This window comes from Acidovorax radicis (genome assembly GCF_020510705.1).
GTDB classification, from domain to species: domain Bacteria; phylum Pseudomonadota; class Gammaproteobacteria; order Burkholderiales; family Burkholderiaceae_C; genus Acidovorax; species Acidovorax radicis_A.
The window spans coordinates 4,281,510-4,308,096 of record NZ_CP075184.1 but is presented as its reverse complement, the minus strand read 5'-3'; the positions used below and the strand labels follow the sequence as shown (position 1 = coordinate 4,308,096).

The window sequence follows — 26,587 nt, the reverse complement described above, 5'->3', positions numbered from 1 at the left end:
TGGGCTTATCTGCATTGCGCTGGCGGCCATTTTTCTTGATTTTATTGGGCGCGACGGTGGCACGTCATCTCTGTTCAGATCCCGCGAATCCATGGGCTTGGATATGCCCAAAAGGGATCGAAAATTGGCGACGCGCCATTCAAAGAGACCACTATGAGCAAGCTTGACGATACCGACCGAGAAATCATCAGCATCCTGCGCGCCGATGCACGCACCCCTGTGGCCACTCTTGCGCAAAAACTGCGCGTGTCCCGTGGCACGGTGCAAAACCGTCTGCACAAAATGGAAGAGAGCGGTGTGATCCAGGGCTATACCGTGCGCCTGCGGCCGGACTCGGAACCCCAGCGCATTCGTGCCTGGATGAGCATTGCGGTGGAGGGCAACGCGGCCCCCGAGGTCATCCGTGCGCTGCGTGGAGAGCCCATGGTGGGCACACTGCACACCACCAACGGGCGCTGGGACATCGTGGCCGAGGTGCGTGCCGAAAGCCTCGAAGCCTTCGATGCAGCGCTGGGCCGCATCCGCCTCACGCCGGGCATTGGCAACACCGAAACCAGCATCCTGCTGTCGACCTATAAAGCCTGACGAGACGCCCCTGCACCACGAAATCGTCCGTCACGAACTGGCGCATTGGCGACATTCCCTAGGGGGTTTCCTGCATGTTGCGGCGCACCAGTGTGCAGTTCAATGGGCGGTTCTTTTTTTTGTTTTCAGGAGCCCGCCATGCAACGCCGCCAGATCATCCAATGGGGAGCCGCCAGCCTGGCTGCCCCCGCATTCCTGGCACAGGCCCAGAGCTTTCCCGTCAAGCCCATCAAGCTGATCATTGCCTTCCCGGCCGGTGGCCCCACCGACATCACCATGCGGTCGCTGGCCGACGGTGCCAGCAAGATATTGGGCCAGCCCGTGATCGTGGAGAACAAGCCCGGTGCGGGGGGGACTTTGCCCGCCCAGGCCCTGCAGTCTGCCCCGGCGGATGGTTACACCGTGGCCCAGATCCCGCTGGGCGTGTTCCGCCTTCCCTACACCACCAAGATCAACTGGGACCCGGTCAAGGACATCAGCTACGTGCTCAACGTCACGGGCTACGCGTTCGGCCTGGTGGTGCCCGCCGACTCACCCCTCAAGACCTGGACGCACTTCGTCGCCTGGGCCAAGGCCAACCCCGGCAAGCTCAGCTACGGCTCCACCGGCACCATGACCAGCCCGCACCTGACGATGGAGCTGATCGCCCAGCAGCTGGGCGTTGAACTGCTGCACGTGCCCTACAAGGGCAGCGCCGATCTGATGCAGTCCATCCTGGGCGGCAACATCATGGCGGCAGCCGATTCCACGGGGTTTGCCCCGCAGGTAGAGGCTGGCAAGCTGCGCGTGCTCAACACCTGGGGGGCCGAGCGCCTGGCCAAGTTCCCCGATGCGCCCACGCTCAAGGAGCTGGGCCTGAACCTGGTGCAGAACTCGCCCTTTGGCATTGGCGCGCCCAAGGGCACGCCCGATGCGGTGGTCAAGCGCTTGCACGATGCCTTCAAGCAGGCCATGGAGCAGGACAGCTACCGCACGGCCCTGGCGCGCTACGACATGGTGCCCATGTACATGAGCACGTCGGCGTACAAGAAGTTTGCGCAGGACACCTTCACGCGCGAGAAGGCGCTGGTGGAGAAGCTGGGGCTGGCAAAGCCGACTTGAGTGTTGGCCTCTGGGAGGGGGGGCGAAGCGTTCCGTGTGATGATTCGTCCCAACATTGAACGGAACACCGCGAGCATCTTTTATGGCATCCCCCTCCGACAGCATCAGCATGGCCCTGTTTTGCGACTTTGAAAACGTCGCCCTGGGCGTGCGCGATGCGCAGTACGAAAAGTTCGACATCAAGCCCATCCTGGAGCGCCTGCTGCTCAAGGGCTCCATCGTGGTCAAGAAGGCCTATTGCGACTGGGAGCGCTACAAGGGCTTCAAGGCCACCATGCATGAGGCGAATTTCGAGCTGATCGAGATCCCCCATGTGCGCCAGTCGGGCAAAAACTCGGCGGACATCCGCCTGGTGGTGGACGCGCTGGACCTCTGCTACACCAAGTCGCACGTCAACACCTTCGTCATCATCAGCGGCGATTCGGACTTTTCGCCCCTGGTCTCCAAGCTGCGCGAGAACAACAAGCAGGTGATCGGCGTGGGCGTGAAGCAATCCACCTCCGACCTGCTGATTGCCAACTGCGACGAATTCATCTTTTATGACGACCTGGTGCGTGAGAACCAGCGCGCCCAGGCCCGCCGTCAGAACCCTGGCACCAACAGTCCACCCGCCCCACGCCGCAGCCCCGAAGAAGAGCGCAGCCGCAAGGAAAGCCAGGACGCGCGCCGCACCCAGGGCGTGGAGCTGGCCGTGGAGACCTTCGAGGCCCTGCTGTCCGAGCGGGGCGACACCGGCAAGATCTGGGCCTCGGTGCTCAAGGAAGCCATCAAGCGCCGCAAGCCCGATTTCAGCGAAGGCCGCTATGGCTTCCGCACCTTTGGCAACCTGCTGGAGGAAGCGCAGGCGCGCGGGCTGCTGGAGTTTGGGCGCGATGAAAAATCGGGCGCATATGTGTTCCGCAGCCATGGTGGGCCGAGTGCCGCAGCCGCGCCCGCGCGGCCTGAAGGGGCGGGTGAGCGCGCCAACCAAGGCGGTGCCACGCGGCATGACTTTCATGCCGTGGCGACGGTGCCTGATCTGCATTCGGATGGAGGCGAAGGCCATGGCGCTTCGGGCCGTAGCCGAGGGCGTCGCGGTGAGGGCGCGGACCGCGCAGACCGCGTAGACACTCGCCCCACGCAGCGCAGCGAATACCCTGAGTCTGAGCAGGCCGATACTCCCGCTGAGCGCCCCGCCAGCCGCTACTTCAGCCAGCCCGTGGCCCCAGAGGCGGTGATTGACACCCCCCCGCAACCAGAGCTGCGCTCCGAAGTGGAAGAAGGTGAGGACACGCCGGAAGGCGGTGCATCCATCGAGGCCGATGGCCCCGAAGCTGCGCCCCCTCGTCGCAGCCGCGCGCGCAGTGGCGACGGCACCAAGTCCGGCGCCAGCCCCCGCAAGGCCGCCGCGTCCCGTGCCCGCAGCGCGCGTGCTGGAGGGGATGCGGGCGATGCGACCCATGCCGAATCTCCCGCTGCCGCTCCCGAGGCCTCCGCCGCCGAGTCAGAAGGCGCCACACCCGCCAAGGCACCCGCTGCCCGTCCTCGCAGCCGAGCCCGTAAACCGGCAGCCAAGCCGGCTGAGTAAGGGCTACCGGCCCGCTGCGGTCGCTCAGCGCCGCAACGCCAGCCTTTCGCGCACTTCCTCGTAACGCGGCGGCGTGCAGCCCGCGCGCTCCACGCAGTGGCCGGCACTGGCCAGCGCGTGGAGCAGCATGGCGCGCAACCGGGCTTCGGTGACCGGAGCCATCAAGCCCTCCGCACGACGGGCCCCCGCTTCCTCCCCACGCTCGGGCCCTGACAGCCAGGCGGTGATCAACCCCGCCAGAAAACAGTCACCCGCACCCACGGTGTCCACCACCGTGATCGGTGCCTGCTCGCGCGCATGCACAGCCAGCCCATCACGCTGCAGCAGCCAGGCACCGCCAGGCCCCAGGGTCAGTGCCAGCCATTGGGCCTGCGTCTGTTGCTGCAGGTAGTGGGCGCGCTCCAGCGCATTGGCGCCTGGAATGGCCAGCGCCTCCAGGTCGTCGTCGCTCACCTTGATGAGGTGGGCGTGGCGCAGGGCGGCCATCACGTTGGCGCGGTAGGCGTTGGCATCGTCCACGGCCGACAGGCGCAGGTTGGCATCCACCACCACCATGCGGCCCGCTGCGCGCTGCGCTGCCAGCCAGGGTTGGTAGATGGCAGCGTCCTGCGCCACCAGCGCCAGGCAGCCCGTGGCCACCACTTGCAGGCTGGGCTGGGCCGCACAGGCGGCAATCAGCGCCGCAGCCGTCACCTGGCGGTCGGCCACCCCATCGCGGTAAAAGCTGTAGCTGGCCTTGCCCTCGGCATCCAGCGCAGCCAGCGCCAGCGCACTGGGCGCACGCACCGGGGCGCTGGAGGCCAGGGCCACGCCTGCATCGTGCAGGCCGTGCGCCAGCTGCCGCCCCAGCAGGTCGCCCGACAGCGGGTTGAGGTACAGCGTGCCCACCCCTTGCAAACCCAGCGCCCGCGTGAGGTTGTAGACCGCGCCGCCTGCGCAGGGCTGGAGGCGGCCATCGGGCTCTTCGATCAGGTCAAACAAGGCTTCGCCCGCTGTGGCTACCCGCAGCGGCAGCGCTGTGCAGGCTGGGGTGGAGTCGGTGGAATAAATAGGGAAAACCATAAGTAAATCCACTTGATTTATTAACTTTGAGGCCACTATAGTTCGATCCCATCCACCCGACAAGAGTGGTTCACCTGCCAGCCGCGCAGCACAGGGCCGACAGGAATCTGCCATCCCAAAAACCGGAGACAACGCCATGCAACGCACCCCCGCCTTCGCGCTTTCTGCCCTTGCCCTCACTGGAGCCCTGGCCTGTGGCCTGGCCCAGGCACAGGCGTCCGAGCCCGTGATCGGCCTCATCACCAAGACCGAGACCAACCCCTTCTTCGTGAAGATGAAAGAGGGCGCCACGGCCGAGGCCAAGAAGCTGGGCGCCAAGGTGGTGTCGGCGGCGGGCAAGACCGACGGCGACAACGCGGGCCAGGTCACGGCCATGGAGAACCTGATCGCCGCAGGCGCCAAGACCATCCTCATCACCTCCAGCGACGCCAAGGCCATCGTGCCCGCCATCAAGAAGGCGCAGGCGCGCGGCGTGATGGTGATTGCGCTGGACAGCCCCACGGAGCCTGCGGACGCCACCGACGCGCTGTTTGCCACCGACAACTACAAGGCGGGCGAACTGATCGGCCAGTACGCCAAGGCCGCGCTGGCGGGCAAGAAGCCCGTGATTGCGATGCTGGACCTGCACCCCGGCCACCCGGTGGGCGCGCAGCGGCACAACGGCTTTTTGAAGGGCTTTGGCCTGCAGGCCAACGATGCCAAGAGCAACGAGCTGTCGCGCCCCGCCGAGGTGGTGTGCATGGCCGACAGCTTTGGCGACCGCGCCAAGGGCCAGACGGGCATGGAAAACTGCCTGCAGAAGAACCCCGACATCAACCTCGTCTACACCATCAACGAGCCCGCAGCGGCCGGTGCCTACAACGCCCTCAAGGCCGCAGGCAAAGACAAAAACGCCATCATTGTCTCGGTGGACGGCGGCTGCGCAGGCATTGCCGACGTGGGCAAGGGCGTGATTGCCGCCACCAGCCAGCAGTACCCGCTGCGCATGGCGGCGATGGGCGTGGCGGCCGGCGTGGAATATGCCAAGACCGGCAAAAAGGTCAGCGGCTACACCGACACGGGCGTGACGCTGATCGCTGCCAAGCCCATGGCGGGCGTGGATGGCAAGGATGTGAAGACCGGCACCGACCTGTGCTGGGGAGCCAAGTAAGCCGCCTCTGCTGAATAGGCGTCAGGCAAGCCGCAACGGGCCTGCCTGAGCGCCACCTTTGTCCACCCGCACGGAGCCGCCATGTCCTCGACCGCTTCCAAACTACCGCCACTGGCCACGCTGGGGCCGTTCATTGCGCTGATTCTGGCGTGCGTCTTTTTTGCCACGCAGAGTGAGCGCTTTCTGTCGGCGCAGAACTTCGCGCTCATCCTGCAGCAGGTCATGGTGGTGGCGGTCATTGCCATCGGCCAGACGCTGGTCATCCTCACGGCAGGTATCGACCTGTCGTGTGGCATGGTCATGGCGCTGGGCGGCATCGTGATGACCAAGATGGCGGCGGACTACGGCCTGTCGGCGCCCGTGGCGATTGCCTGCGGCATGGCGGTGACCATGCTGTTCGGGTTGATCAACGGCCTGCTCGTCACCAAGATCAAGCTGCCGCCCTTCATCGTGACGCTGGGCACGCTCAACATCGCGTTTGCCGCCACGCAGCTGTACTCGGGCGCGCAGACCATCACCGACATCCCCGCTGGCATGACCGCACTGGGCAACACCTTCCAGCTGGGGCAGACCGCCATCGTCTGGGGCGCGGTGCTCATGCTGGTGCTGTACCTCGTCACCTGGTTTGCGCTGCGCGAGACCGCGCCCGGCCGCCATGTCTACGCCGTGGGCAACAGCCCCGAGGCCACGCGCCTCACCGGCATTGCCACCGACAAGGTGCTGCTGGGCGTGTATGTGCTGGCGGGCCTGTTCTACGGCATCGCGTCGGTGCTGTCGGTGGCCCGCACCGGCGCGGGTGACCCGAACGCGGGCCAGACCGAAAACCTCGACGCCATCAGCGCCGTGGTGCTGGGCGGCACCAGCCTATTTGGCGGGCGCGGCATGATTTTGGGCACGCTGGTGGGGGCGCTGATTGTGGGCGTGTTCCGCAATGGGCTCACGCTCATGGGTGTGTCGTCGGTGTACCAGATCCTGGTGACCGGCATACTCGTGATCCTGGCCGTGGCCACCGACCAACTCTCGCGCAAAGGAGTGCGTTGATCATGACCAACTCCACCTACACAACGAACGCCCCGCTGGTCATGCAGGCCAAAGGGCTGGTCAAGCGCTACGGCCAAGTTACTGCACTCGACGGCGCCGACTTTGAGCTGCGCGCCGGTGAAATCCTGGCTGTGATCGGCGACAACGGCGCGGGAAAATCGAGCCTTATCAAGGCGCTGTCGGGCGCCACCGTGCCCGACGAAGGCGAGATCCTGCTCGACGGCCAGCGCATCCAGTTCAAGAGCCCCATCGACGCGCGCCGCGCGGGCATCGAAACCGTGTACCAGGACCTGGCCGTGGCCCCGGCCATGACCATTGCCGAGAACCTGTTTCTGGGCCGCGAACTGCGCCGACCCGGACTGCTGGGCAGTGCGCTGCGCATGCTCGACAAGAAAAAGATGCTCGAAGAAAGCGTGGCCCGCATGGCCGAGCTCAAGGTCGGCATCCGCTCCATGACGCAGGCGGTGGAGACACTCTCTGGCGGCCAGCGCCAGTGCGTGGCCGTGGCGCGGGCGGCAGCGTTTGCGCGCCATGTTGTCATCATGGATGAACCCACCGCCGCCCTCGGCGTGAAGGAAGGCAACATGGTGCTGGAGCTGATCCGCCGAGTGCGCGACAAGGGCCTGCCCGTCATCCTCATCAGCCACAACATGCCCCATGTGTTCGAGATTGCCGACCGCATCCACATCGCCCGCCTGGGCAAGCGTGCGGCGGTGGTCAACCCCAAGAAGATCAGCATGAGTGACACCGTGGCCGTGATGACCGGGGCCATGGCGGCGTCCGACCTGCCCGCCGAATGCCTTGCCTGAAGACGCAGCCATGCTGAAAAACATTGACCCCCTGCTGACCCCCGACCTGCTCAAGGTGCTGGCCGAGATGGGCCATGACGACGCCATCGTGCTGGCCGACGCCAACTTCACCGCCATGAGCCTGGGCATCGGCAAGCCTGTGCTGCGCCTGCCCGGCATTGGCATGGCGCGTGCCGTGCAAGCGGTGGCCAGCGTGTTGCCCCTGGCGCAGGATGTGCCGCACCCCGTGGCTTACATGCAGGTGGGTGGCACCGAGGTGCCCTACCGCTCAGCCCTGCAGCGCGAAACCATGGACATATTGGCGCGCGAGGGCGTGGCCAGCGCGCAGGCTGAGGGTGTGGAGCGTTTTGCGTTCTACGAGCGCGTCAAAAAGGCCTATGCGATCGTTGTGACGGGAGAGCTGCAGCCCTGGGGCAACTTCCTGCTGCGCAAGGGTGTCATCGGCGACACTCTGAACGCCTGATCGTTTCATCACCATGCTGGACACCGACGCATCTCCACCCGCCGTTGACAACACTGCCGCCGGCCCAGCCCTGCTGCGCCAGCGCGGCTCCAACCACGTGGGGCTGCGCCAGTTCAACGAGCGCGTGGTGCTGCAAGCCCTGCGCACCCACGGCAGCCTGGCCAAAGCCGAGATGGCGCGCGTCACGGGCCTCACGGCGCAGACCATCGGCCTCATCACCGCGCGGCTCGACGAAGACCAGCTGCTGCGCCGCGAGGCCCCCGTGCGCGGCCGGGTGGGCCAGCCCTCGGTGCCCATTGGCCTGAACCCTGACGGCGCATTCGCCATCGGCATCAAGATCGGCCGCCGCAGCGCCGACTGGCTGCTGGTGGACTTCACCGGCCATGTGCGCGAGCGCGTGGTGCTCGACTACGCCTTTCCTGACATCGACGTGCTACTGCCCGCCATCCGCACGCACCTCAACCAGCTGCTCGACGGCCTGGGCCCGCTGCGCTCGCGCGTGGTGGGGGTGGGCGTGGCCGCACCGTTCCAGCTGGGCGGCTGGCACCGCATGCTGGGGCTCACCGAGGCGCAATCCGAAGCCTGGAACAACATCGACCTGGCAGAGCAGGTGCAGCAGATGACCGAGCTGCCCGTGAGCTTTGCCAAGGACACCTCGGCCGCCTGCGTGGCCGAACTGCTGCAGGGCCGTGGGCGCGACATCCCCAGCTTTCTGTACCTGTTCATGGACACCTTTGTGGGCGGCGGGCTGGTCATCAACTCGCACCTGCACCGCGGCCTGCACGGTAACGCTGGCGCCGTGGCCTCGCTGCCGTTGTCACCCGCCCAGCCGGGCCAGGCCCCCGCGCAGCTCATCAGCCAGGCCTCGCTGTGGGAGCTGGAGCAGCGCTTTCGCGAACACGGCCTCGACCCCATGGCTGCCTACGACAAGCGCGTTCTGCAAGCCCCGTGGCTGGAACACAGCCGGGGCTGGATTGCCCGAGCCGCAGCAGGCCTGGCTCACTGCATCGTCTCTGCCACCGCGTTTTTGGATCTGGACGCCGTAGTGGTCGATGGCGCCGCCGCCCCAGAGCTGCTACAGGCCCTGTGCGAAAGCGCCCGCCACGCGCTGGCCGACTACAACTGGGAAGGCCTGCACCAGCCACCCCGGCTGGAGCTGGGCACCATGGGCTCGGACGCCCGGGCGCTGGGCGGGGCGCTGCTGCCTTTACATACCTGCTTTGCGCCGGATACAGACATTTTTCTCAAAGCTTGAGAAGGGCGTCTGGTTGGAATGGTTTGCTATAAAAAATATAGCTATTGGCGCTTATCCATCGGGCGCTATGCCCTGTTTTTATCAAAAATGAATGGTGTAGCACAGGGCTCTGGCAAGCGGCTCTCCCCAATGCGAGGCGGCTGTTGCCCCTCGATTGAGGTAAGTCTTACCAAAGTTTCCCGGTCGAGGTGCTGCAGAGGCAGTGCCCGCTGCGTTACCGGCCCGCCAGAATGGCCCGCGCCACCTCGGCAAACCCGGCGCCGCGCTCGCCCTGCGTCACATAGCGCGGCAGGTGTTGCAGTTGCGGCACAAAGCGGGCAATGTTGGCCACGCCCACGCTGTGGGGGAAGTGCTGGAACATGAGCTGGTCGTTGGTCGAGTCGCCCACATAGACCCAGCGGTCGATCTCGGCATCGAGGTCACGCCCGAGCAGCTCGCGCACGATCCAGCGGGCGCCCTCGAGTTTGTTGTGCGCGCCGAACCATCCGTTGATGTGGATGCTGCTCACGGTGGCGTTCATGCCTGCAGCGCGCATGATGCGCACCGCGTGGTCGATGGCGTCCTGCGGCAGGTGGGTGAATTCGCTGTGGTCGATGGCGATGTCCGTTTCACGGCCCGCCGAATCGGTGGCTCTGAACGCTCCAGGTACAGTCGCTTCAATATTGGTCAACACTTCTTGCATGCGGGAGAAGTTTCGCGCGCGCGTAGATGCATCCTGTTGATAAAACTTGTCGATACCGCCCGTTAAATTGCGCTTCAACGCAACTGCTCCATTTTCGACCACGATCATATCAACGGGCCATGCCAGTGCGAAGGGCTCGCTCCATCCGACCGGGCGACCCGTGATGGGAATAAGGTGTAGTCCCACCGCCTTTAATCGGGCCAACGCGTCCATCGCGTCGCCGGTGATAGATCCTTCGGTGGTTAATGTGTCGTCGATATCAGTCAGTAGGCCACGGATGTAGTGTGTGGCATCGATCGGCCAACTTGCAAGAGGGCTCATAGGGCGGTTTTCATGATGGGTTTCTCTATCAAGCGGTACCACAGTAGGCTGATCAGCACAATTATGAGAGGGAGGCAAAGAAGAAATGTCAGCAGCGCTGCTGGACTCGTTATTCCATTTTCAACGCGAATCCTACCGCTGGCGTCCAGCAGAAAGGTGTGGAGCAGGTAGATGCTATAGGAGGCATTACCCACGGCAACCAGCCAGGTCGGCGGAGTGAGTTTGGTTTGCTCTAGGGTTAATACTAAGACTAGGGCAGACATGCCGATCATTCCGAAACTGGCAACTCGCATCACTTCTACGCGATCGAAATAGGGCGAGGTCATTCCCAAAGAGAAACCCGCGCAAATCAATGCGATACATAAAGGCAGTGTGAGGCGCGGCCGCTCAAATATGAGTGCCTGCTTATCGTAGACGTGCGCAATAAGTGCTCCGCCCAAAAACTCAATTCCCAAACCCGTGAATACGTATCGCAGGGGTTGCAAACCGTTGTAAACACCCTCTTGGTTTGTGGCTAACCAGCCAATACCCCAGATGACCAAAAATACAATAATGCAAACTGCGGCTTTAATTTGGTAGCGCAGGGGTAACAGAACAATGAGTCCGATCCACAAATAGAAATAGATTTCCATGGACAGCGACCATGCAGGCGGGAGCCAGTTGTCCCAGATATTGGGATATAGCAGCAGCGTGCTCAGTAGCATTTTCTTGATTGGTGGCAGGCGCTCCTGATAGACGAACATCGTTACCAGCGCAATGAGCAAAAGTACAGGCCAATAGCCCAGATAGATGCGAAGCAGGCGCTTCTTAATGAACGGACGAAAACCGCGTGCAGGTATGGTACGACGGGCGGAGCGAAACACCACAAAGCCACTGAGGACAAAGAAAATGTCCACGCCCGAAAATCCCCAACGGGTCACGGCAGTGGTCATTGATAGGGTTGGAATCAAATCCCAATGGGGATGCATGTGAAAGAACAACACCATCAATGCGGCAATTCCGCGCAGTGCTTGGATCCATTGCAGATCGGGGTTTATTATTTTTTTCTCAAACATCAAGTGATTCGATAAGCCTGAAGCGAATCGGCCTTTTTTGTGGCTTGCAAGTATTGAAATCACGCCTTATGGCGATACAGCCAGTAGCTCGCGCTCAAATAATTGACAACCATGCCAGCTAGGCTGCCCACACATACATACAGGCTTAGCCATAACGGCGTTTGTTCGAACTTCCAAACCAAAACCGAATACGTGGTGAAGTTCACCAAGCCACCTCCCAGCATAAGTCCCATATAGCGCAGATACTCATTCCACACGCTTACGCCTGACGACCGCCCTGCAAAGGTAAGGATGCGATTAAGTAACCAGGTTGCGGTCGCAGCAAACACGAATGACGCGACACGGGCGCTGTAAATTCCGAGCGGTTCTCGCAAAGCTGTTAGGACGGCGATATCCACGACCAGTCCCACCAGCCCTGCCACGACAAACCACCCTAGTTTGCGGTTGAACGTCACGATTTTGCGTTACCGTTACCGAGGTCTCTAATGCCTAAGTAGGTGAACCGTTTGAGCTCACGGCGCATCTGTGTGATTCCATGAAGTATCAAACCACTGACAACTGCCACTGCACCGCATAACATCAGACCGGTGACCAGTCCGAGTGTCGGAAAACGGCGAACTTGGCCGGTTTGCTCGAACTCCAGAATGATTGGGGCCACAAGGGCCACAGACACCAGCATCAAAACGAGGCCAAGCCAGCCAAAGAACTGCAACGGTTTTTCGCTGAGTACCAGCCGTCCTATCGTTTTCAGAATGCGCCAGCCGTCCCGGTAGGTGGAGAGTTTGCTGCTGGAGCCTTCAGGGCGCGCCCCGTACGGGGTATCGATTTCCGCACAGGGCATGCGCAACTCAAGCGCATGCACATTCAATTCTGTTTCGATTTCGAATCCGTGCGACTGCGCGGGAAATGATTTGACATAGCGGCGTGAGAACACGCGATAGCCGGAGAGCATGTCCCTGAAACTACCGCCAAAAATCATCTGCACGCATCCCGTCAAAAGTTTGTTACCCAAACGGTGTCCTGGTCGATATGAAAGCGCTGGCTCGGAATCCGGCTCCACGCGCGCGCCGACCACCATATCAAGACGTCGTTCAATAAGTGCATCAATCAACTTGCGCGCTGATGGTGCATGGTACGTCGCGTCACCATCCACCATTACATACACATCAGCCTCCACATCCGCGAACATGCGTCTTACAACGTTGCCCTTGCCGCGCAGCGGAACATGAATCACTGTTGCTCCATTTGCACTCGCAGTTTCGGCAGTGCCGTCGGTGGAGTTGTTGTCGAAGACGTAAAGGTGGGCGTGGGGCAGTGATGCTCTGAATGCAAGAAGGACCTGTTTGATTGCGAGTTCTTCGTTATAGCAAGGAATGATGACGGCGATGGTTGGTGTAGGTTGAGTTGTGGTGCTCATTCTTTGGAGACTGGGGTGAGGGGTTGGTGTGAAACATGGGCAGCAGCATCCCATGCATGACGGCTTTCCAGTAATCGTGTACCACGCCACTCTACGAGAGTCCCGATTGGGCAGTTAAGTACAAGTCGCAAGCTTCCCGATTCGTGGGGGCGCAGTTCTCGGTTGGCGTGCGTCACTAGCTTATGAAACTCGCCGTCAGCTACCATTGGCAAAAGCAAGGATAGTCTCTCTGCGGGCTGGAGGATACGGGTATCGGTAGTCTGGTAAGCGGTCTCTGCGATTCCGCAGCGCCTGCCTGGTGCACGCACTGCCATCTCTGTTTCCCAGAGAGCGTTGAATAGATTGGCCTGGGCCAATAGATCGACATCACGTTGATCTATGACGATATTCAGCGTTGCGGATGATCTCGTCGTGATCCACGCTCGGTCACCTTGAACGTCCATGCCATTTGGCTTGATTCGATTGCTGTCTGAAATTTCCAAACGTGCGATTGTTTGGCCCATGTGCATAGGGTCGATTGCGATGTGCTCTCGTTTCCGGGCAAGGTTGTATCCGCCAAATGTCAAGATCAGGATTATTACGAACGCTACGAGGGGGGGGGCTCTGAATGCCGTGCGACGTAGTGCCGATCCGATGGACCACGGCCTATTTTGGGAAAGGCCTGTCTGAAAAATTGGCTGTAGAAGAAAGGTGACTCCAAATGCTGCCAGAGGGATAAGCCACGGATCCAGCAACGTTGAGCTATAGCGACTGTTATGAAGAATAGGTAATAGCTGAGCCAACATGATGAGGAACATGGCTAGTAAGAATGCAGCAAAGGACCATTGCGCCGGAGCAATCGCGATGCGGGCAGACCGAATTGAACCGGTTTTCCGAAGCCCTCCATAGACGAGCCAAACAATAGATAGCCCTACTGTTGCCAACTCGAAGAAGCGGAGCTTGCGAAGAGAACTACCAAAAGCCTCGATTTGCGCAGGATGATGTGCTAGCCACCACCATAACTTGCGCGCAAAAAACGCCATTGAGTCAGCGATGGACATTGACTGCAGCTGCCAGATTGCCGCTTGGCGCGTTGCCCAGTCCGCCGCGAGCGAATGTGAGTGCCCCGCTTGGTTGGCCAACGCAGCCATCAGATTGACATCGAAATCAAAACCTAAAAATCCCGGTTCCGCCCCCTGGAACAGTGGATGTGTGCCTAAATAAAGCCCAATACCTGAGCCTGTTCCTAAACCCCACAGACCAAAAACTACACCGTTTTTAATAATCAGTGCGAGCGGAATAACTAAGCCAAACCCCAGGCTCATTGCGACGGTCGGTATTCGATGTTTCCACCCTGTAGCAGAAATTACTTTTTTAGATAATGCCCAGTATGCCAAGCAGCACAGGCAACCTAACAATGCGGCAGGCGCAATGAATTGAAAGACGGGTCGCGCTAACAAAGTAATTGTCAACATGCAAGCACCCTGTGCTACCGCAGACATGGATCGTTCTTTTCCCAACATGATGCGGGCCGCAGCATGCATCCAACCAAAAACTCCAAATAAATAAAGCGGCTCCGTCATCTCTGTCGGGAAATAGCGCACTAGCTCGGGCGATAGAAGGAGGAGCATTGCAACGACTCCCGCGCGATAGCCCCCCAGTAGAAGGCAGGTGCGCCACAAGAACCACACGCAGCCGATCCATAAGCCCATGTTGGCGATACGGATCCACGTGGTGTCGACACCCCAAAGTGCAGGCCACAGATAGGCTAGCGGCGTTACTCGGTAGCTCTCTGGTTGCAGTAGAAAGGTCCACCCTTGGTTTAGCAGCGCCCGGGCTGCAGGTAGATAGGAATAAGCTGGATCTACTAAAACAGGAGCATCCAGACGCTTGAGGCAAAAACGCAGCCCAACGATACATGCGACAAGCGGCCACAGTCCAGCCCATGGCAATTCTCTCAGTCCGGTTTGGGCGCGTCGTAGCAAAGAAATATGAAACGCGGATTGCTGGCGGCTAGGCTTGAATTTCAGCGCTTGCTTCTCGATCATGTGCCAACTCATATAGGCCAGCGCCACGGTGGCTAGCAGTACCAAGGTAAGCGTGCCCGCAAATCCGAAATCTGGCCACATATGTTGGATAACAGCCTGCTGAACCGGAAAGGCGAACAGGTAAATGCCATAGGACGGATCTCCCCAGCGTCCTGCGCGGCGAAGGAAAGGCGTGGATCGTGTGGCTGCATAAATGATCAAAAGCGGCAGGCCGACCAACAATGCACTATGACGCCAACCCATGGCCCACGTGAAAGCGAAGATGGCGCCGATGGCGGCAGCCCAAAGGGCAGGCCTTCGACTCCAATAAGGCTCTAGCGCTTGCAATGCGGCGCCAGCGAGGAAAAATGCGCTGAGTTCTTTCCCGTAGTTAACGGTGCCGATCAAATCTGCATTACTGCGGATTAGGAACCAGGATATGAGAAGTGCAACACATGAAAGGAAAACGAGGCGATATTTGAGCAGCCCGATCAACCCCGCCAACCCGAGGAATACGTAGCAGCGTACTTCAATGGGAATTGTCCAAAGTGAGCCGTTCACACTGAGTGGGTAGGGATTGTTCTCAAAAACCCCCGGCAATACGAAGTGGACCTTCATCCAAACGCCATACAGGTAGTTCGCTGTGGCTCTGTGCGTCAGGTATTCAGTTAGTGGCAATTCCGTGACCCAAGCACCGAGTACGTAGGCGGTGGTGACGATGCAGAACGTCAACGCGGGCCAGATACGTAGAAAGCGCCGCAAAGCAAATCGCCATATGTTCGGGTCCCGTTGCCAACTGGCGGCGACCAAATAACCGCTGATAACAAAGAAGATGGTGACCGCGAGTCCGCCAACGCTATGGATGCCAAAAAAAGAGGGCTCCGTCTGACCAGTCAGGGCGTATTGATGACTGATCAGCACCATGCAAGCCGCAAAAATGCGGATGGCGTCGAAATTGTTTCCGGTATGTGGGGCTTGCGCGGACGATTGTGCTGTGCTCATGGTAGGGAACGGTCAAGCATTGGCCTGCAGCGCCAACCCCGCATGCTCCCGCAGCGGATGAAAATGAATCTTCGGAAACCGCTCCTGTGCCAGCCGAACGTCATACGGCGAGGTGCACAGATACGCCAGCGTGTCCGCTGCATCGTGCGCCAGGCGCAGGGGGTAGGCGTCGGTGAAGGCGCGCAGGTCGACCGCGTTATCGGCCGTGATCCAGCGCGCACCGGTGTACTGACAGCCTTCCAGGCGCACGTCGGCGTCGTATTCGGCCTTGAGGCGGTGTTGCACCACTTCAAACTGCAGTTGCCCCACGGCGCCCAGCAGCATGTTGCCGCCGGCGTCGGGCTTGAAGACCTGGATGGCGCCTTCCTCGCCCAGCTGGGCGAGGCCCTGCTGTAGCTGCTTGGTGCGCAACGGGTTCTTGAGCACCACGGTCATGAACATTTCGGGCGCGAAGAAGGGCAGGCCGGTGAACTGCAGGTTGGCGCCGTCGGTAATGGTGTCTCCCAACTGCACGCCGCCGTGGGTGGTGAAGCCGATGATGTCGCCTGCAAAGGCTTCTTCGACGGCTTCGCGGCGCTGGCTCATGAAAGTCACCACCGAGGTGGGACGCAGTTCTTTGCCGGTGCGTTGCACCTTGAGTTTCATGCCGGGCATGTATTTGCCCGAGGCCACGCGCACAAATGCGATGCGGTCGCGGTGGTTGGCGTCCATGTTGGCCTGCACCTTGAAGACCACGCCGGCAAAGCCTTCGTCCTCGGGCTGGATGGTCTTGACCACCGGCTGCTTGTTGACTTGCAGCGTGCTGATGCGCGGGCCGGGCGGGGGCGACATGTCCACCACGGCGTCCAACACCTCCATGACACCGAAGTTGTTCACGCCAGAGCCGAAAAACACGGGCGTGAGTTTGCCCGCCAGGAAGTCTTCGTGGTTCCAGGCGGCAGACGCCCCGACGGCCAGTTCCATGCTCTCGAGTGCATCGTCAAACGACGGTCCAAAGCGCTTGCGCAGTCGATCGGCCTCGGTCAGTGGCACCACTTCGAAGTCTTTGGGGCCGCGATCGCTGCCCGGCGTGAACACGGTCATGGTCTGCGTGCGCAGATTGATGATGCCGCCAAAACTCTTGCCCTGGCCTACGGGCCAGGTGATGGGGCAGCAGGGCATGCCGAGTTCGCGCTCGACCTCGTCGAGGATGTCGAGCGGGTCGCGCACCTCGCGGTCCATTTTGTTGACGAAGGTGATGATGGGGGTATCGCGCTGGCGGCAGACCTCGATCAGGCGGCGCGTTTGCGCTTCCACGCCGTTGGCGGCGTCGATCACCATCAGGGCCGAGTCCACGGCCGTGAGCACGCGGTAGGTGTCTTCCGAGAAGTCCTTGTGGCCGGGCGTGTCGAGCAGGTTGATCACATGGTCGCGGTAGAGCATCTGCATGACCGACGAGGCCACTGAGATGCCGCGCTGCTTTTCGATCTCCATCCAGTCGGAGGTTGCGTGGCGGCTTGCTTTGCGGCCCTTGACGGCGCCGGCGATCTGGATCGCGCCCGAGAACAGCAGCAGCTTTTCCGTCAGCGTCGTTTTACCGGCGTCGGGGTGGGAAATGATGGCAAAGGTGCGGCGGCGCCGGGTTTCGGAGGCGTAAGACACAGGGGGATTTCCAGAAGAAGGTCGGGGCGTGCACTGCGGCAGGTGGCGCGGTAGGCGCACAGGCGCCCGGATGCGCGGATTTTACCGGGCACCCGCGCCCCGTTCTCCGCGATCCGCGCTAAACCGTTGCAGCATGGGCCTGCGCAAGGTTCGCACGCGGCAAATGGGGGTGGGCACGCAGATGCACCGCGCAGGAAATGGTGTGAATGGGGAGTGAGTGTGCGTGCCGATGGCCTGCGGTGCGCCGGTGCTTTTATAATGCGCCGATCCGAGGAGCGTTGCAGCGCCCCCAGCAAAGGCGGGGCGTGAGGCTCGGAGTCATTCAGCAACGACGCTCATCCACTTCTCGTGTGGTGAGCTTTTCACACCCCGATCAGTGGTTTTTCAAACACGCTTTGGAGCACACCATCATGAACGCACGCGTCAACGCCCCGGTCAACACCGACTGCAGCATCACCGACATCGGCCTGGCCGCTTGGGGCCACAAGGAAATCCGCATCGCCGAAACCGAAATGCCGGGCCTGATGGCTATCCGTGAAGAATTTGCTGCCAGCCAGCCCCTGAAGGGCGCCCGTATCACCGGCAGCCTGCACATGACCATCCAGACCGCTGTGCTGATCGAGACGCTGCAAGCGCTCGGCGCCAAGGTGCGCTGGGCGTCATGCAACATTTTCAGCACCCAGGACCACGCCGCCGCTGCCATTGCTGCCAATGGCACGCCGGTGTTCGCCGTCAAGGGTGAGTCGCTGGCCGATTACTGGGATTACACGCACCGTATTTTCGAGTTCGGTGCCAAGGGCGCTGAAGGCGAAGGCCCGAACATGATCCTGGACGACGGCGGCGATGCCACCATGCTGATGCATCTGGGACAGAAGGCCGAGAAGGACCTGTCGGTGCTGGACAAGCCCACCAGTGAAGAAGAAACCATCCTCTTCGCCGCCATTCGCGCCAAGCTGGCGGTGGATGCCACCTGGTACACACGCAAGTCGGCCGAGATCATTGGCGTGACCGAAGAAACGACGACGGGCGTGCACCGCCTGAACGAAATGTCGGCCAAGGGCACATTGCTGTTCCGCGCGATCAATGTGAACGACTCGGTCACCAAGAGCAAGTTCGACAACCTGTATGGCTGCCGCGAGTCTCTGGTGGATGGCATCAAGCGCGCCACCGACGTGATGATCGCTGGAAAGGTCGCTTGTGTGGCGGGTTACGGCGACGTGGGCAAGGGCTCGGCCCAGGCGCTGCGTGCACTGAGCGCGCAAGTCTGGGTGACCGAAATCGACCCGATCAACGCCCTGCAGGCAGCGATGGAAGGCTACAAGGTCGTGACGATGGAATACGCCGCCGACAAGGCGGACATCTTCGTCACCACCACGGGTAACAAGGATGTGATCCGCCACGAGCACATGGCCGCCATGAAGGACCAGGCCATCGTCTGCAACATTGGCCACTTCGACAACGAAATCGACGTAGCGTCGATGGAAAAGTACGAGTGGGAAGAGATCAAGCCGCAGGTAGACCACATCACCTTCCCCGATGGCAAGAAGATCATCTTGCTGGCCAAGGGCCGCCTGGTGAACCTGGGTTGTGGCACGGGCCACCCCAGCTTTGTGATGAGCGCGTCGTTCGCCAACCAGACCATTGCGCAGATCGAGCTGTTCACCAAGCCTGCTGCCTACCAGGCTGGCAAGGTTTATGTGCTGCCCAAGTCGCTCGACGAAAAGGTGGCGCGCCTGCACCTGAAGAAGGTCGGCGCCATGCTGACCGAGCTGACGGATGCACAGGCCGCCTATATTGGTGTGAGCAAGAACGGGCCGTACAAGGCCGAAACCTACCGCTATTGATCGGCGGGTGAGCCGCATGCAGGCGTTAGCCTGCATGCATGTTTGCTTCAAAAAACATAGCTGCTAGCGCTTGTCCAATAAGCGCTAGGGGCTAATTTGACTCCAAAGGATGGCGCGATGCGCGCAGACGTGTTTTTGGTGGAGCGCGGCCATGCCGCCACCCGGTCCCAGGCACAGCGGCTCATTGCAGCCGGTGTGCAGTGGCGACTCTCGCAGGGATTGCCTTGGCAGAAGGTGACAAAAAACGGCGATGACATTCCTGGCATCGCCGAGGTCGAATTGCTCGACAGCGCCGAAGCCCGGTACCTCTCGCGCGGTGGGCTCAAGCTGGAGGGCGCTCTCAAGGCCACGGGGCTGGCGGTGGCCGGTTGGCGTTGCCTGGACGTGGGCCAGAGCACGGGCGGCTTTACCGACTGCCTGCTTCAGCAGGGCGCAGCGCAGGTCATTGGTGTGGATGTAGGCCATGGCCAGTTGCACGAGCGCCTGCGCAGCGACGTGCGCGTGGTGGGCGTGGAGGGCCTGAACGCCCGCGCCATGACGGCCGAGTCGCTGCAGGAAGCGTGCGAAGAAGCGCTGTGTGAGCGTGTGGAGCAAGACCCCGATGACAACGACACCCAGCCGGTCGCGCCCTATAGCTGGATGCGCAATGGCGGCCTGGTGGACGAGGAATACGACGACAGCGACGATGCCAAGGAGCAGGACGTGGAGGCCTTCAAGGCCGAACGGGTTGCCAGGGAGAATTCCCGCGCCGAGGGGGCACTGCCCACCGTGCGCCGTCGCAGGGAAGGCCGCGAAGCCGTGGACATCACGCCCGCGTTCGACCTCGTCACCGGCGATTTGTCCTTCATCTCCCTTACGCTGGTTTTGCCTGCCCTGGTGCCGTTGATGAAACCCGAAAGTGCATTGCTCATGCTGGTCAAGCCGCAATTTGAATTGCAACCGGGCCAGGTGGGCAAAGGCGGTATCGTGCGGGATGAAGCCTTGTATGGGGTGGTGGAAACGCGCATCCGCGAGGCCTGCGCTGAGCAGGGGCTGGCGGTGGTGGCGTGGCTGCCCAGCACCATCGATGGCGGTGACGGAAACCGCGAGTTTTTTGTATACGCAAGGAGGGCCGCATGAACGCAGCCAGCGCGCAAGGCACCGGATTCCCGGTAAGTTTTGAGTTCTTCCCGCCCAAAACCCCCGAGGGCGTGGAGAAGTTGCGTGGCGTGCGCCAGCAGCTTTACACCCTGCAGCCCGATTTTTGCTCGGTGACCTATGGGGCCGGTGGTTCCACCCAAGAAGGCACCTTTGGCACCGTGCGTGAGATCCTGGCAGAAGGCGTGGGCGCCGCGTCCCACTTTTCGTGCATTGGTGCCACACGCCAGTCCGTGCGCGAGGAGTTGGCCACTCTGAAGGCCATGGGAGTCAAGCGCCTGGTGGCATTGCGCGGAGACCTGCCCAGCGGCTATGGCGCGGGGGGCGAGTTTCACTATGCCAGCGACTTGGTAGCCTTCATTCGTGCCGAGACGGGGCGGGATTTCCACATTGAAGTCGCGGCCTACCCTGAAGTGCATCCCCAGGCCAGGTCGCCGCAGGCGGACCTGCAAGCCTATGCGACCAAGGTATTGGCGGGGGCGGACTCCTCCATCACCCAGTATTTTTACAACAGCGATGCGTATTTTCGCTTTGTGGAGGATGCCCGGCGGCTGGGGGTCGACGTGCCTGTGGTGCCAGGCATCATGCCGATCAGCAGTTCGACGCAGCTGATGCGTTTCTCGGACGCCAGTGGTGCTGAAATCCCGCGCTGGATTCGCTTGCGCTTGCAGGCGTTCGGCGACGACACGGCCAGCATCAAGGCCTTTGGCCTCGATGTGGTGACGGACCTGTGTGACCAGTTGCGCAGTGCAGGCGTCCCGGCACTGCATTTCTACACCATGAACCAAAGCGCGGCGACTCTCGAAATCTGTCGCCGGCTGGGGATCTGATGGCGGGGCGCAGACGGGTCACGTTTGCGCAGCTTGGTTTCCTGGTCTCTGGGCCAGGCTTGGTGGGGTGCGTTGTGGCGGCGTGTGTCTTGGGGGCTGCGTTGCCTGTTGCACGGGCCCAGGGCCTGTCGGCACAGCCGCAAGACCTGGCGCCGAATCTCCTCACGGTGCCGGGGGAATCCATGTTGATCGACCCGCCACCTGCGCCGCCACCCGTCAGCGTCGATGCCTCCCCCCTGGGCCTGCAAGCCGATGAAGTGGGACTCGCGTCATGGTATGGCGCCCGGTTCCACAGGCGCCGCACGGCCAGTGGCGAACTGTTTGACATGCGGGCGTTGACCGCGGCACACCCCACCTTGCCCTTTGGCACGCGGGTCTGCGTGCGCAGCGAGGCCACGGGACGGTCGGTGGTGGTGCGCATCAACGACCGGGGCCCCCACATCCGCAACCGCGTGATCGACCTCAGCCGGGGTGCGGCCGAGGCGCTGGGTGTGATGGGGCTTGGGCTCAAGCCGGTTGAGCTGTTTGCCCTGGAAAGCGACGAGCAGGACTGCCCGGCGCCGTAGGCACGGTCTCAGGCCGCTCAGCCGCCCGATTCGAGCGTGTGGGTGGCGTGTTTGTCTTGCGCCAGCAGCTCCGCCATCTGTGGCAAGGCTGTTTTCAGGGCTGCCTTCAGCGTGAAGGGTGGGTTGATGATGAACATGCCACTGGCCGGCAGGCCCGGGCGCTTGACATCACCGGCTGCCGTCTCCGTGAGTTTGCTGGACTTGACCGTCAGCGTTGCATGCAACCAGCTTTTGCCCGCTTTGGTGGCCAGCGTCTTCAGGCGCCGGGGCAGGTCGTGCGCTTCGGGGCGGGGGATGATCGGGTACCAGAACGCGTAGGTGCCCGTGGCAAAGCGCTTGAGCGAATCGGCCGCCAAATCCAGCACCTTGCCGTAGTCGCTCTTGATTTCATAGCTGGGATCGCATAGCACCAAAGCGCGCCGGGCTGGTGGGGGCAGAAACTTTTTGATGCCCTCAAAGCCGTCTTCGTGCAACACAGCCACTTGTCGGCCCGCCTGCAGCTGGGCCACGTTGCCGGCCAGGGCCCGCAAGTCAGTAGGGTGCAGCTCAAAAAGCTTGAGCTTGTCTTGCTCGCGCAGCAGGCGCTGCGTGATGAACGGCGAGCCGGGGTACACCCGTAGCGTTTTGCCCTGGTTGAAGGCAGTCACCATCTCTACATAGCTTTGGAGCGCCGGCTCAAGTGCTGGAACCGTCGGCGCAAAGAGGCGGACGATGCCGTCGGCGGCCTCGCCGCTGGTGCTCGCATAGTCACCATCGAGCCGGTACAAGCCCGCGCCGGCATGGGTGTCCAGCACGGTCAAGGCCGCGTCTTTTTCGATGAGATGTTGCAAGGTGGCAATCAGGACCGTGTGCTTGAGCACATCGGCGTGGTTGCCTGCGTGGAAGGCGTGGCGATAACTGAACATGGCCCCAATGGTAACGATTGCGCCTGCAGATCTCATCCAGGGTGCTTTCGGGTCGCGGCACAATCGACACCTGCCGGAGTGCAGGATGGCCACGTGCGTGATGTTTTTGGCATACAGGAATCCTTTTGTTGCGATATCCCGTGGACCATGCTTCATGATGGTGCCCGCAGCGGCTTAGGCGCCCGCCGTGTATTTTTGATTTACCCTTGATGCCGCAAGCCCGCCAACTATCTTGACCATGACCGAAAGCGCCGCCCCAGCCCCTGCCAGTGGTGTCAGCCACGTCGACGCGCTGCCACCCGGCTCCCGCTTGGCCGAGTTCGAGATTCTTGCGCTTTTGGGCGTGGGTGGTTTTGGCATGGTCTACAAAGCGTTTGACCATTCACTGCATCGCGCGGTGGCCATCAAGGAGTACATGCCTGCGGCGTTGGCCGGCCGAGCAGAAGGGCAGTCGCTTTGGGTGCGGTCGTTCTCCGACCAGCAAACATTTCACGCCGGACTCGCTTCGTTCGTGGGCGAGGCGCGTTTGCTGGCGCAGTTTGATCACCCGTCGCTGGTCAAGGTGTTTCGTTTCTGGGAGGCGAACAACACCGCGTATATGGTCATGCCGCTATACAGCGGCATGACCCTCAAGCAGGCACGGATGCAAATGCGCACGCCACCGCCTGAAATCTGGTTACGCAAATTGTTGTGGTCGGTGCTGGGAGCCTTGCGCGTGTTGCACGAGGGGAACACGCTGCATCGCGACATATCACCTGACAACATTTTTCTGCAGGACAACGGGCCCCCGGTGCTGCTGGATCTGGGGGCGGCGCGCCATGCGATCAACGACCAGGACCGTAAACACACGGCGGTTCTCAAGGTGAACTACGCGCCCATCGAGCAGTATTCCGAGGATGATGAAGATCTGCGGCAAGGGCCATGGAGCGACCTGTATTCACTGGCCGCCGTGATCCACGGTTGCCTGACCAATGACACCCCCTTGCCTGCGACGCTGCGCTCCATTCGTGACCGCATGGTGTCGTTCTCGCGCATCGCAAGGACTGTCAAACGACAGTTCGGCGTGGAATATTCGGCCCCCTTTGTGGCCGCGATATCACAGTCGCTGGCGTTGCGCCCCGAGGACCGTCCGCAAAACATCGATGCGTTCCTGCAGTCCATGGAGATGACTTCGGCACCCGACGAAGTCCAGCATTTTGATTTCAGGGCCGAGTTGGGCGATATCTGGGTCGAACCCGCCGATCAACCCGGGCCCGGGTTGCTTATCCCCACCGTCGACGTGACCTCGGCGCCGGGTATCGTGGCCGATATCCATGCCCAAGCGCAACGGGTGCAGAGCGCTGATAAAGTCCCCGCTGCGGACGAGTCTGGCGGCGATACGGTCATGCTGGATGGGCCAGACACAGTGGTGTCTGACCCTGGCGATACCGTTTTCATCGATGCGGGCGATACCGTCGCAGTCGACGACTCGCGTTACGACGAGTTGGTGAATAACTGGAGATCCGACGCGGGCGGCAGGCCTTCCGTCGAGCCACGCCCTCACGCCTTGGAGGCCGACACGGTGCGGGCGGCCGCGCGCGGGGCGGGCAAGATTCCTAAAACCGCGCGGAGAACTCCGGTTTGGGCGGGACTCGCTGTCGCAGTCCTGGCGGTGGTTGTGGTAGCTGCGGGCGTGAGGTGGTCTCAGCGGGGTAAGCCTGCGCGCGATGAGATCATCACAGAGATGGCCGAGCGGCCGTCGACGCCTATTGTCGCAGAGGCCGCGCCTGCCGATCCGGGCATTGCGGGGGGCATTGTTCCCGTTGCGGATGTCGCGGGCGGTGCCAATGTGGTGCCACCGCTCGCCTCTGACGGTGCCAGCGCTGTTGTCTCCGCCGCATCGGCGCCAGTCCCTGCGTTTGTCGCTGCGCCCCAGCCGCGTGCGGCGAGCCGTTCGGCCAAACGCGCAGCCCCCGAGCCGATTTCCACGCCGATCGTTGTCCACGAGGAGCCTATCCCTGCGCCGCCGCCCATCGTCACTCCGCCCAAGCCCAAGCCCGTGGCTGCGCGGGTGCCGTCGCCGCAAGACGTCTGTGCCGATTCCAATTTTTTTGCGCGCCCCATGTGTATTTACCAGGAGTGCCAGAAGCCTGCTCAGGCCGGGCAGGCCATCTGTGTGGAAAACCGCCGCCGCTATGAAGCCGAAGAGCAGCGTCGTCGCCAGAGTTCCAACTGAGTGGTGTACGTGAATTGCAAGCGCCTGCTCGCTTAACGCCAGTGCGCAGCTTGCGTTCGATATCAACAAATTCGTATAATCGCGGGCTTCGCAGCGCTTTTGTGGTCCCGCGGCGAAGATTGACTCCCACCTAAGAGGCTTCCTTCAGAGAAGCACCGACCGTGGAAAAGGACCCGCCAAACCCTCTTCATAAGAGAAAACTCATGACTACAACTTTCAGCGCTAAGCCCGCTGAGGTCGTGCACGAGTGGTTTGTGATTGACGCGACCGACAAGGTCCTCGGACGAGTAGCCAGCGAAGTTGCTCTCCGTTTGCGCGGCAAACACAAGGCCATTTACACGCCTCACGTCGACACTGGTGACTTCATCGTCATCATCAACGCCGCCCAGCTCAAGGTCACCGGCACCAAGTCCCTGGACAAGGTGTATTACCGCCACTCGGGTTATCCCGGCGGTATCACGGCCACGAACTTCCGCGACATGCAAGCCAAGCACCCCGGCCGCGCGCTGGAAAAGGCCGTCAAGGGCATGCTGCCCAAGGGCCCCCTCGGCTACGCGATGATCAAGAAACTCAAGGTGTACGGTGGTGCAGAGCATCCCCACACCGCCCAGCAGCCCAAAGTGCTGGAAATCTAAGGAGCCTTGAGATGATTGGTGAATGGAACAATGGCACCGGCCGTCGCAAGTCCAGCGTCGCCCGCGTGTTTCTGAAAAAAGGCTCCGGCAAGATCATGGTGAACGGCAAGGACATCCAGTCCTACTTCGGCCGCGAAACCTCGATCATGATTGCCAAGCAACCGCTCATGCTGACCAACCACGCCGAGACCTTCGACGTGATGATCAACGTGCACGGTGGTGGTGAATCCGGCCAGGCGGGTGCTGCCCGTCACGGTATCACCCGTGCGCTAATCGACTACGACGCAACGCTCAAGCCCGTCCTGAGCCAAGCCGGCTTCGTGACGCGTGATGCCCGTGAAGTTGAACGTAAAAAGGTCGGTCTGCACTCTGCACGCCGCGCCAAGCAGTTTTCCAAGCGTTAAGCTTTGGAGCTGTCCGGATGTTGCCTTGTGCAACATCCACTGCAAAGTATTCCTCGGACTGCTTTACAGAGAAAAACCGCCTTCGGGCGGTTTTTTCGTTTATGGTGCGCTCTTTTGTTTTCAGCGGGCGGCGCGCGCCTGCACTGTTCTGACTCAATGCGTTTTCGTCTCCTTCGCCGTCGGCTGACTATTACTGCCCCTCGGGTTGCCATTCGCAGTGCGTTGCCATGGCCTTTTCGCTGGCTGGCATTGGCGGTGGTGTTGGGCTTTTGCGCCGCCGTTGCACTCTGGGCGTTTGAGTTTGGTAAATCCATTGCGGGGCTCGACACGGCTTCACATGACGAGTTGCTCAAGCTGAAGGCCGAGGTCACACAATTGCGGGATTCCGCGCAGGAGAGGCAAACCGTAGCGCTGACGTCTGAGGGTTTGTTGGTGACCGAGCGTGCCGCCAAGGAAAGCTTGCTCACCCAGGTGCGCCAGCTTGAGGCCGAAAATCAGACCCTGCGTGAAGACCTTGGTTTTTTTGAAAAACTGATTCCCGCAGCGAAGACGGATGGCCTGGCGATTCGCGCGCTGCAGGCCGAAGTGGTAGGGGGCATGCAGTTGCGGTGGCAGGTATTGCTCATCCAGGCCATCCGCAATGCGCCTGAATTCAATGGGCGGCTGGAGTTGGTACTGGCAGGCACCCGAAATGGCAAGCCCTGGACTCAGACCCAGCCACCCCAGGGGCACCCGGTTCAGGTCAAACAATACCGCCGTATCGAGGGCGTCGTCGATTTGGCGGCGGACACCGTGGTAAAAACCGTCACTGCACGCGTGATGGATGGCACTGCCATTCGCGCCATGCAAGTCATGCCCGTCGACCAGTCGCCGGCTTCTCCGTGAGTCGGCGAT

24 protein-coding genes and 1 riboswitch are annotated in these 26,587 nt (G+C 61.5%); of the genes, 16 read left to right on the top strand and 8 right to left on the bottom strand.

The features are described 5' to 3' along the window. Window positions 1–153: 153 nt before the first annotated feature. The 3 genes from KI609_RS19695 to KI609_RS19685 all read left to right on the top strand — a co-directional run bounded on the left by KI609_RS19695 (window position 154) and on the right by KI609_RS19685 (window position 3,253). Window positions 154–585, top strand: coding sequence for an Lrp/AsnC family transcriptional regulator (locus KI609_RS19695; protein ID WP_226445231.1), 432 nt, complete (start codon window positions 154–156; stop codon window positions 583–585). 138 nt (window positions 586–723) lie between these two features. Then, window positions 724–1,686: a Bug family tripartite tricarboxylate transporter substrate binding protein gene (locus KI609_RS19690; protein ID WP_226445230.1), complete on the top strand. Its 963-nt coding sequence runs from the start codon at window positions 724–726 to the stop codon at window positions 1,684–1,686. 82 nt (window positions 1,687–1,768) lie between these two features. Continuing rightward, window positions 1,769–3,253 carry an NYN domain-containing protein gene (locus KI609_RS19685; RefSeq protein ID WP_226445229.1) on the top strand — a complete coding sequence of 495 codons (1,485 nt, stop codon included), beginning with the start codon at window positions 1,769–1,771 and terminating at the stop codon, window positions 3,251–3,253. 24 nt (window positions 3,254–3,277) lie between these two features. Here KI609_RS19685 and KI609_RS19680 read toward each other — a convergent pair whose 3' ends face one another. Then, window positions 3,278–4,315: a PfkB family carbohydrate kinase gene (locus KI609_RS19680; RefSeq protein WP_226445228.1), complete on the bottom strand. Its 1,038-nt coding sequence runs from the start codon at window positions 4,313–4,315 to the stop codon at window positions 3,278–3,280. A 136-nt stretch (window positions 4,316–4,451) separates the two neighbouring features. On the opposite strand from KI609_RS19680, the gene KI609_RS19675 reads away from it, so the two are divergent. The 5 genes from KI609_RS19675 (at window position 4,452) to KI609_RS19655 (ending at window position 9,033) form a co-directional block, all read left to right on the top strand. Further along, entirely contained in the window at window positions 4,452–5,465 is a 1,014-nt protein-coding gene (locus KI609_RS19675) for a sugar ABC transporter substrate-binding protein (RefSeq protein ID WP_226445227.1), read from the top strand. An 81-nt stretch (window positions 5,466–5,546) separates the two neighbouring features. Beyond that, complete coding sequence (locus tag KI609_RS19670; protein ID WP_226445226.1) at window positions 5,547–6,506, top strand: ABC transporter permease; 960 nt, start codon at window positions 5,547–5,549, stop codon at window positions 6,504–6,506. A gap of 2 nt (window positions 6,507–6,508) precedes the next feature. After that, complete coding sequence (locus tag KI609_RS19665; protein WP_192429695.1) at window positions 6,509–7,315, top strand: ATP-binding cassette domain-containing protein; 807 nt, start codon at window positions 6,509–6,511, stop codon at window positions 7,313–7,315. 10 nt (window positions 7,316–7,325) lie between these two features. Further along, on the top strand, window positions 7,326–7,778 hold the full coding sequence (locus KI609_RS19660; RefSeq protein ID WP_226445225.1) for an RbsD/FucU family protein: 453 nt from the start codon (window positions 7,326–7,328) through the stop codon (window positions 7,776–7,778). Between the two features lie 13 nt (window positions 7,779–7,791). Then, a complete protein-coding gene (locus KI609_RS19655; protein ID WP_226445224.1) occupies window positions 7,792–9,033 on the top strand; it encodes an ROK family transcriptional regulator in 1,242 nt (413 codons plus the stop codon). Window positions 9,034–9,247: 214 nt separating this feature from the next. Here the strand turns inward: KI609_RS19655 and KI609_RS19650 are convergent, their stop codons facing one another. The 6 genes from KI609_RS19650 to KI609_RS19625 are packed head-to-tail and all read right to left on the bottom strand — an operon-like array spanning window position 9,248 to window position 17,157. Then, window positions 9,248–10,036, bottom strand: coding sequence for an HAD-IIB family hydrolase (locus KI609_RS19650; protein WP_226445223.1), 789 nt, complete (start codon window positions 10,034–10,036; stop codon window positions 9,248–9,250). Next, window positions 10,033–11,091, bottom strand: a complete 1,059-nt coding sequence (locus KI609_RS19645) for an acyltransferase family protein (RefSeq protein ID WP_226445222.1) — start codon at window positions 11,089–11,091, stop codon at window positions 10,033–10,035. The genes KI609_RS19650 and KI609_RS19645 overlap by 4 nt, the downstream gene beginning before the upstream one ends. Before the next feature lie 59 nt (window positions 11,092–11,150). Next, window positions 11,151–11,546, bottom strand: coding sequence for a GtrA family protein (locus tag KI609_RS19640; protein WP_226445221.1), 396 nt, complete (start codon window positions 11,544–11,546; stop codon window positions 11,151–11,153). Then, entirely contained in the window at window positions 11,543–12,508 is a 966-nt protein-coding gene (locus KI609_RS19635) for a glycosyltransferase family 2 protein (protein WP_226445220.1), read from the bottom strand. Before KI609_RS19635 ends, KI609_RS19640 begins: the two co-directional genes overlap by 4 nt. Beyond that, window positions 12,505–15,516: an acyltransferase family protein gene (locus KI609_RS19630; protein ID WP_226445219.1), complete on the bottom strand. Its 3,012-nt coding sequence runs from the start codon at window positions 15,514–15,516 to the stop codon at window positions 12,505–12,507. Before KI609_RS19630 ends, KI609_RS19635 begins: the two co-directional genes overlap by 4 nt. A 12-nt stretch (window positions 15,517–15,528) precedes the next feature. Then, complete coding sequence (locus KI609_RS19625) at window positions 15,529–17,157, bottom strand: peptide chain release factor 3 (RefSeq protein WP_226445218.1); 1,629 nt, start codon at window positions 17,155–17,157, stop codon at window positions 15,529–15,531. Between the two features lie 264 nt (window positions 17,158–17,421). Then, window positions 17,422–17,501, top strand: a riboswitch (S-adenosyl-L-homocysteine riboswitch). A 66-nt stretch (window positions 17,502–17,567) separates the two neighbouring features. Here KI609_RS19625 and ahcY point away from each other — a divergent pair. The 4 genes from ahcY to KI609_RS19605 all read left to right on the top strand — a co-directional run bounded on the left by ahcY (window position 17,568) and on the right by KI609_RS19605 (window position 21,534). Then, window positions 17,568–19,001, top strand: coding sequence for an adenosylhomocysteinase (gene ahcY / locus KI609_RS19620; protein ID WP_226445217.1), 1,434 nt, complete (start codon window positions 17,568–17,570; stop codon window positions 18,999–19,001). A gap of 117 nt (window positions 19,002–19,118) precedes the next feature. Then, a complete protein-coding gene (locus tag KI609_RS19615) occupies window positions 19,119–20,120 on the top strand; it encodes a TlyA family RNA methyltransferase (protein ID WP_226445216.1) in 1,002 nt (333 codons plus the stop codon). Next, a complete protein-coding gene (gene metF, locus KI609_RS19610) occupies window positions 20,117–20,968 on the top strand; it encodes a methylenetetrahydrofolate reductase [NAD(P)H] (protein ID WP_226445215.1) in 852 nt (283 codons plus the stop codon). The genes KI609_RS19615 and metF overlap by 4 nt, the downstream gene beginning before the upstream one ends. A 101-nt stretch (window positions 20,969–21,069) precedes the next feature. Continuing rightward, a complete protein-coding gene (locus KI609_RS19605; protein ID WP_413463342.1) occupies window positions 21,070–21,534 on the top strand; it encodes a septal ring lytic transglycosylase RlpA family protein in 465 nt (154 codons plus the stop codon). Window positions 21,535–21,551: 17 nt separating this feature from the next. Here the strand turns inward: KI609_RS19605 and KI609_RS19600 are convergent, their stop codons facing one another. After that, complete coding sequence (locus KI609_RS19600; protein WP_226445214.1) at window positions 21,552–22,439, bottom strand: 23S rRNA (adenine(2030)-N(6))-methyltransferase RlmJ; 888 nt, start codon at window positions 22,437–22,439, stop codon at window positions 21,552–21,554. Window positions 22,440–22,677: 238 nt separating this feature from the next. On the opposite strand from KI609_RS19600, the gene KI609_RS19595 reads away from it, so the two are divergent. The 4 genes from KI609_RS19595 (at window position 22,678) to KI609_RS19580 (ending at window position 26,578) form a co-directional block, all read left to right on the top strand. Next, complete coding sequence (locus tag KI609_RS19595; protein WP_226445213.1) at window positions 22,678–24,654, top strand: serine/threonine protein kinase; 1,977 nt, start codon at window positions 22,678–22,680, stop codon at window positions 24,652–24,654. A gap of 203 nt (window positions 24,655–24,857) precedes the next feature. Beyond that, window positions 24,858–25,289 (top strand): 50S ribosomal protein L13, encoded by a 432-nt coding sequence (gene rplM, locus KI609_RS19590; RefSeq protein ID WP_008907237.1) that lies wholly within the window; start codon window positions 24,858–24,860, stop codon window positions 25,287–25,289. 11 nt (window positions 25,290–25,300) lie between these two features. Continuing rightward, the gene (gene rpsI / locus KI609_RS19585; RefSeq protein WP_226445212.1) at window positions 25,301–25,693 is read left to right on the top strand and encodes a 30S ribosomal protein S9; all 393 of its coding nucleotides are present in this window, start codon (window positions 25,301–25,303) and stop codon (window positions 25,691–25,693) included. Between the two features lie 156 nt (window positions 25,694–25,849). Continuing rightward, a complete protein-coding gene (locus tag KI609_RS19580) occupies window positions 25,850–26,578 on the top strand; it encodes a DUF6776 family protein (RefSeq protein WP_226445211.1) in 729 nt (242 codons plus the stop codon). The last annotated feature ends 9 nt before the right edge of the window (window positions 26,579–26,587 follow it).

What these genes read in the sequence shown, in the direction of transcription:
- KI609_RS19675 (WP_226445227.1), top strand. Translation starts at nt 4,452, where the DNA reads ATGCAACGCACCCCCGCCTTCGCGCTTTCTGCCCTTGCCCTCACTGGA.
- KI609_RS19645 (WP_226445222.1), bottom strand. Translation starts at nt 11,091, where the DNA reads ATGTTTGAGAAAAAAATAATAAACCCCGATCTGCAATGGATCCAAGCA.
- KI609_RS19690 (WP_226445230.1), top strand. Translation starts at nt 724, where the DNA reads ATGCAACGCCGCCAGATCATCCAATGGGGAGCCGCCAGCCTGGCTGCC.
- KI609_RS19680 (WP_226445228.1), bottom strand. Translation starts at nt 4,315, where the DNA reads ATGGTTTTCCCTATTTATTCCACCGACTCCACCCCAGCCTGCACAGCG.
- rplM (WP_008907237.1), top strand. Translation starts at nt 24,858, where the DNA reads ATGACTACAACTTTCAGCGCTAAGCCCGCTGAGGTCGTGCACGAGTGG.
- ahcY (WP_226445217.1), top strand. Translation starts at nt 17,568, where the DNA reads ATGAACGCACGCGTCAACGCCCCGGTCAACACCGACTGCAGCATCACC.
- KI609_RS19685 (WP_226445229.1), top strand. Translation starts at nt 1,769, where the DNA reads ATGGCATCCCCCTCCGACAGCATCAGCATGGCCCTGTTTTGCGACTTT.
- KI609_RS19660 (WP_226445225.1), top strand. Translation starts at nt 7,326, where the DNA reads ATGCTGAAAAACATTGACCCCCTGCTGACCCCCGACCTGCTCAAGGTG.
- KI609_RS19665 (WP_192429695.1), top strand. Translation starts at nt 6,509, where the DNA reads ATGACCAACTCCACCTACACAACGAACGCCCCGCTGGTCATGCAGGCC.
- KI609_RS19655 (WP_226445224.1), top strand. Translation starts at nt 7,792, where the DNA reads ATGCTGGACACCGACGCATCTCCACCCGCCGTTGACAACACTGCCGCC.
- KI609_RS19635 (WP_226445220.1), bottom strand. Translation starts at nt 12,508, where the DNA reads ATGAGCACCACAACTCAACCTACACCAACCATCGCCGTCATCATTCCT.
- KI609_RS19615 (WP_226445216.1), top strand. Translation starts at nt 19,119, where the DNA reads ATGCGCGCAGACGTGTTTTTGGTGGAGCGCGGCCATGCCGCCACCCGG.
- KI609_RS19580 (WP_226445211.1), top strand. Translation starts at nt 25,850, where the DNA reads ATGCGTTTTCGTCTCCTTCGCCGTCGGCTGACTATTACTGCCCCTCGG.
- KI609_RS19670 (WP_226445226.1), top strand. Translation starts at nt 5,547, where the DNA reads ATGTCCTCGACCGCTTCCAAACTACCGCCACTGGCCACGCTGGGGCCG.
- KI609_RS19630 (WP_226445219.1), bottom strand. Translation starts at nt 15,516, where the DNA reads ATGAGCACAGCACAATCGTCCGCGCAAGCCCCACATACCGGAAACAAT.
- KI609_RS19650 (WP_226445223.1), bottom strand. Translation starts at nt 10,036, where the DNA reads ATGAGCCCTCTTGCAAGTTGGCCGATCGATGCCACACACTACATCCGT.
- rpsI (WP_226445212.1), top strand. Translation starts at nt 25,301, where the DNA reads ATGATTGGTGAATGGAACAATGGCACCGGCCGTCGCAAGTCCAGCGTC.
- KI609_RS19600 (WP_226445214.1), bottom strand. Translation starts at nt 22,439, where the DNA reads ATGTTCAGTTATCGCCACGCCTTCCACGCAGGCAACCACGCCGATGTG.
- metF (WP_226445215.1), top strand. Translation starts at nt 20,117, where the DNA reads ATGAACGCAGCCAGCGCGCAAGGCACCGGATTCCCGGTAAGTTTTGAG.
- KI609_RS19695 (WP_226445231.1), top strand. Translation starts at nt 154, where the DNA reads ATGAGCAAGCTTGACGATACCGACCGAGAAATCATCAGCATCCTGCGC.
- KI609_RS19595 (WP_226445213.1), top strand. Translation starts at nt 22,678, where the DNA reads ATGACCGAAAGCGCCGCCCCAGCCCCTGCCAGTGGTGTCAGCCACGTC.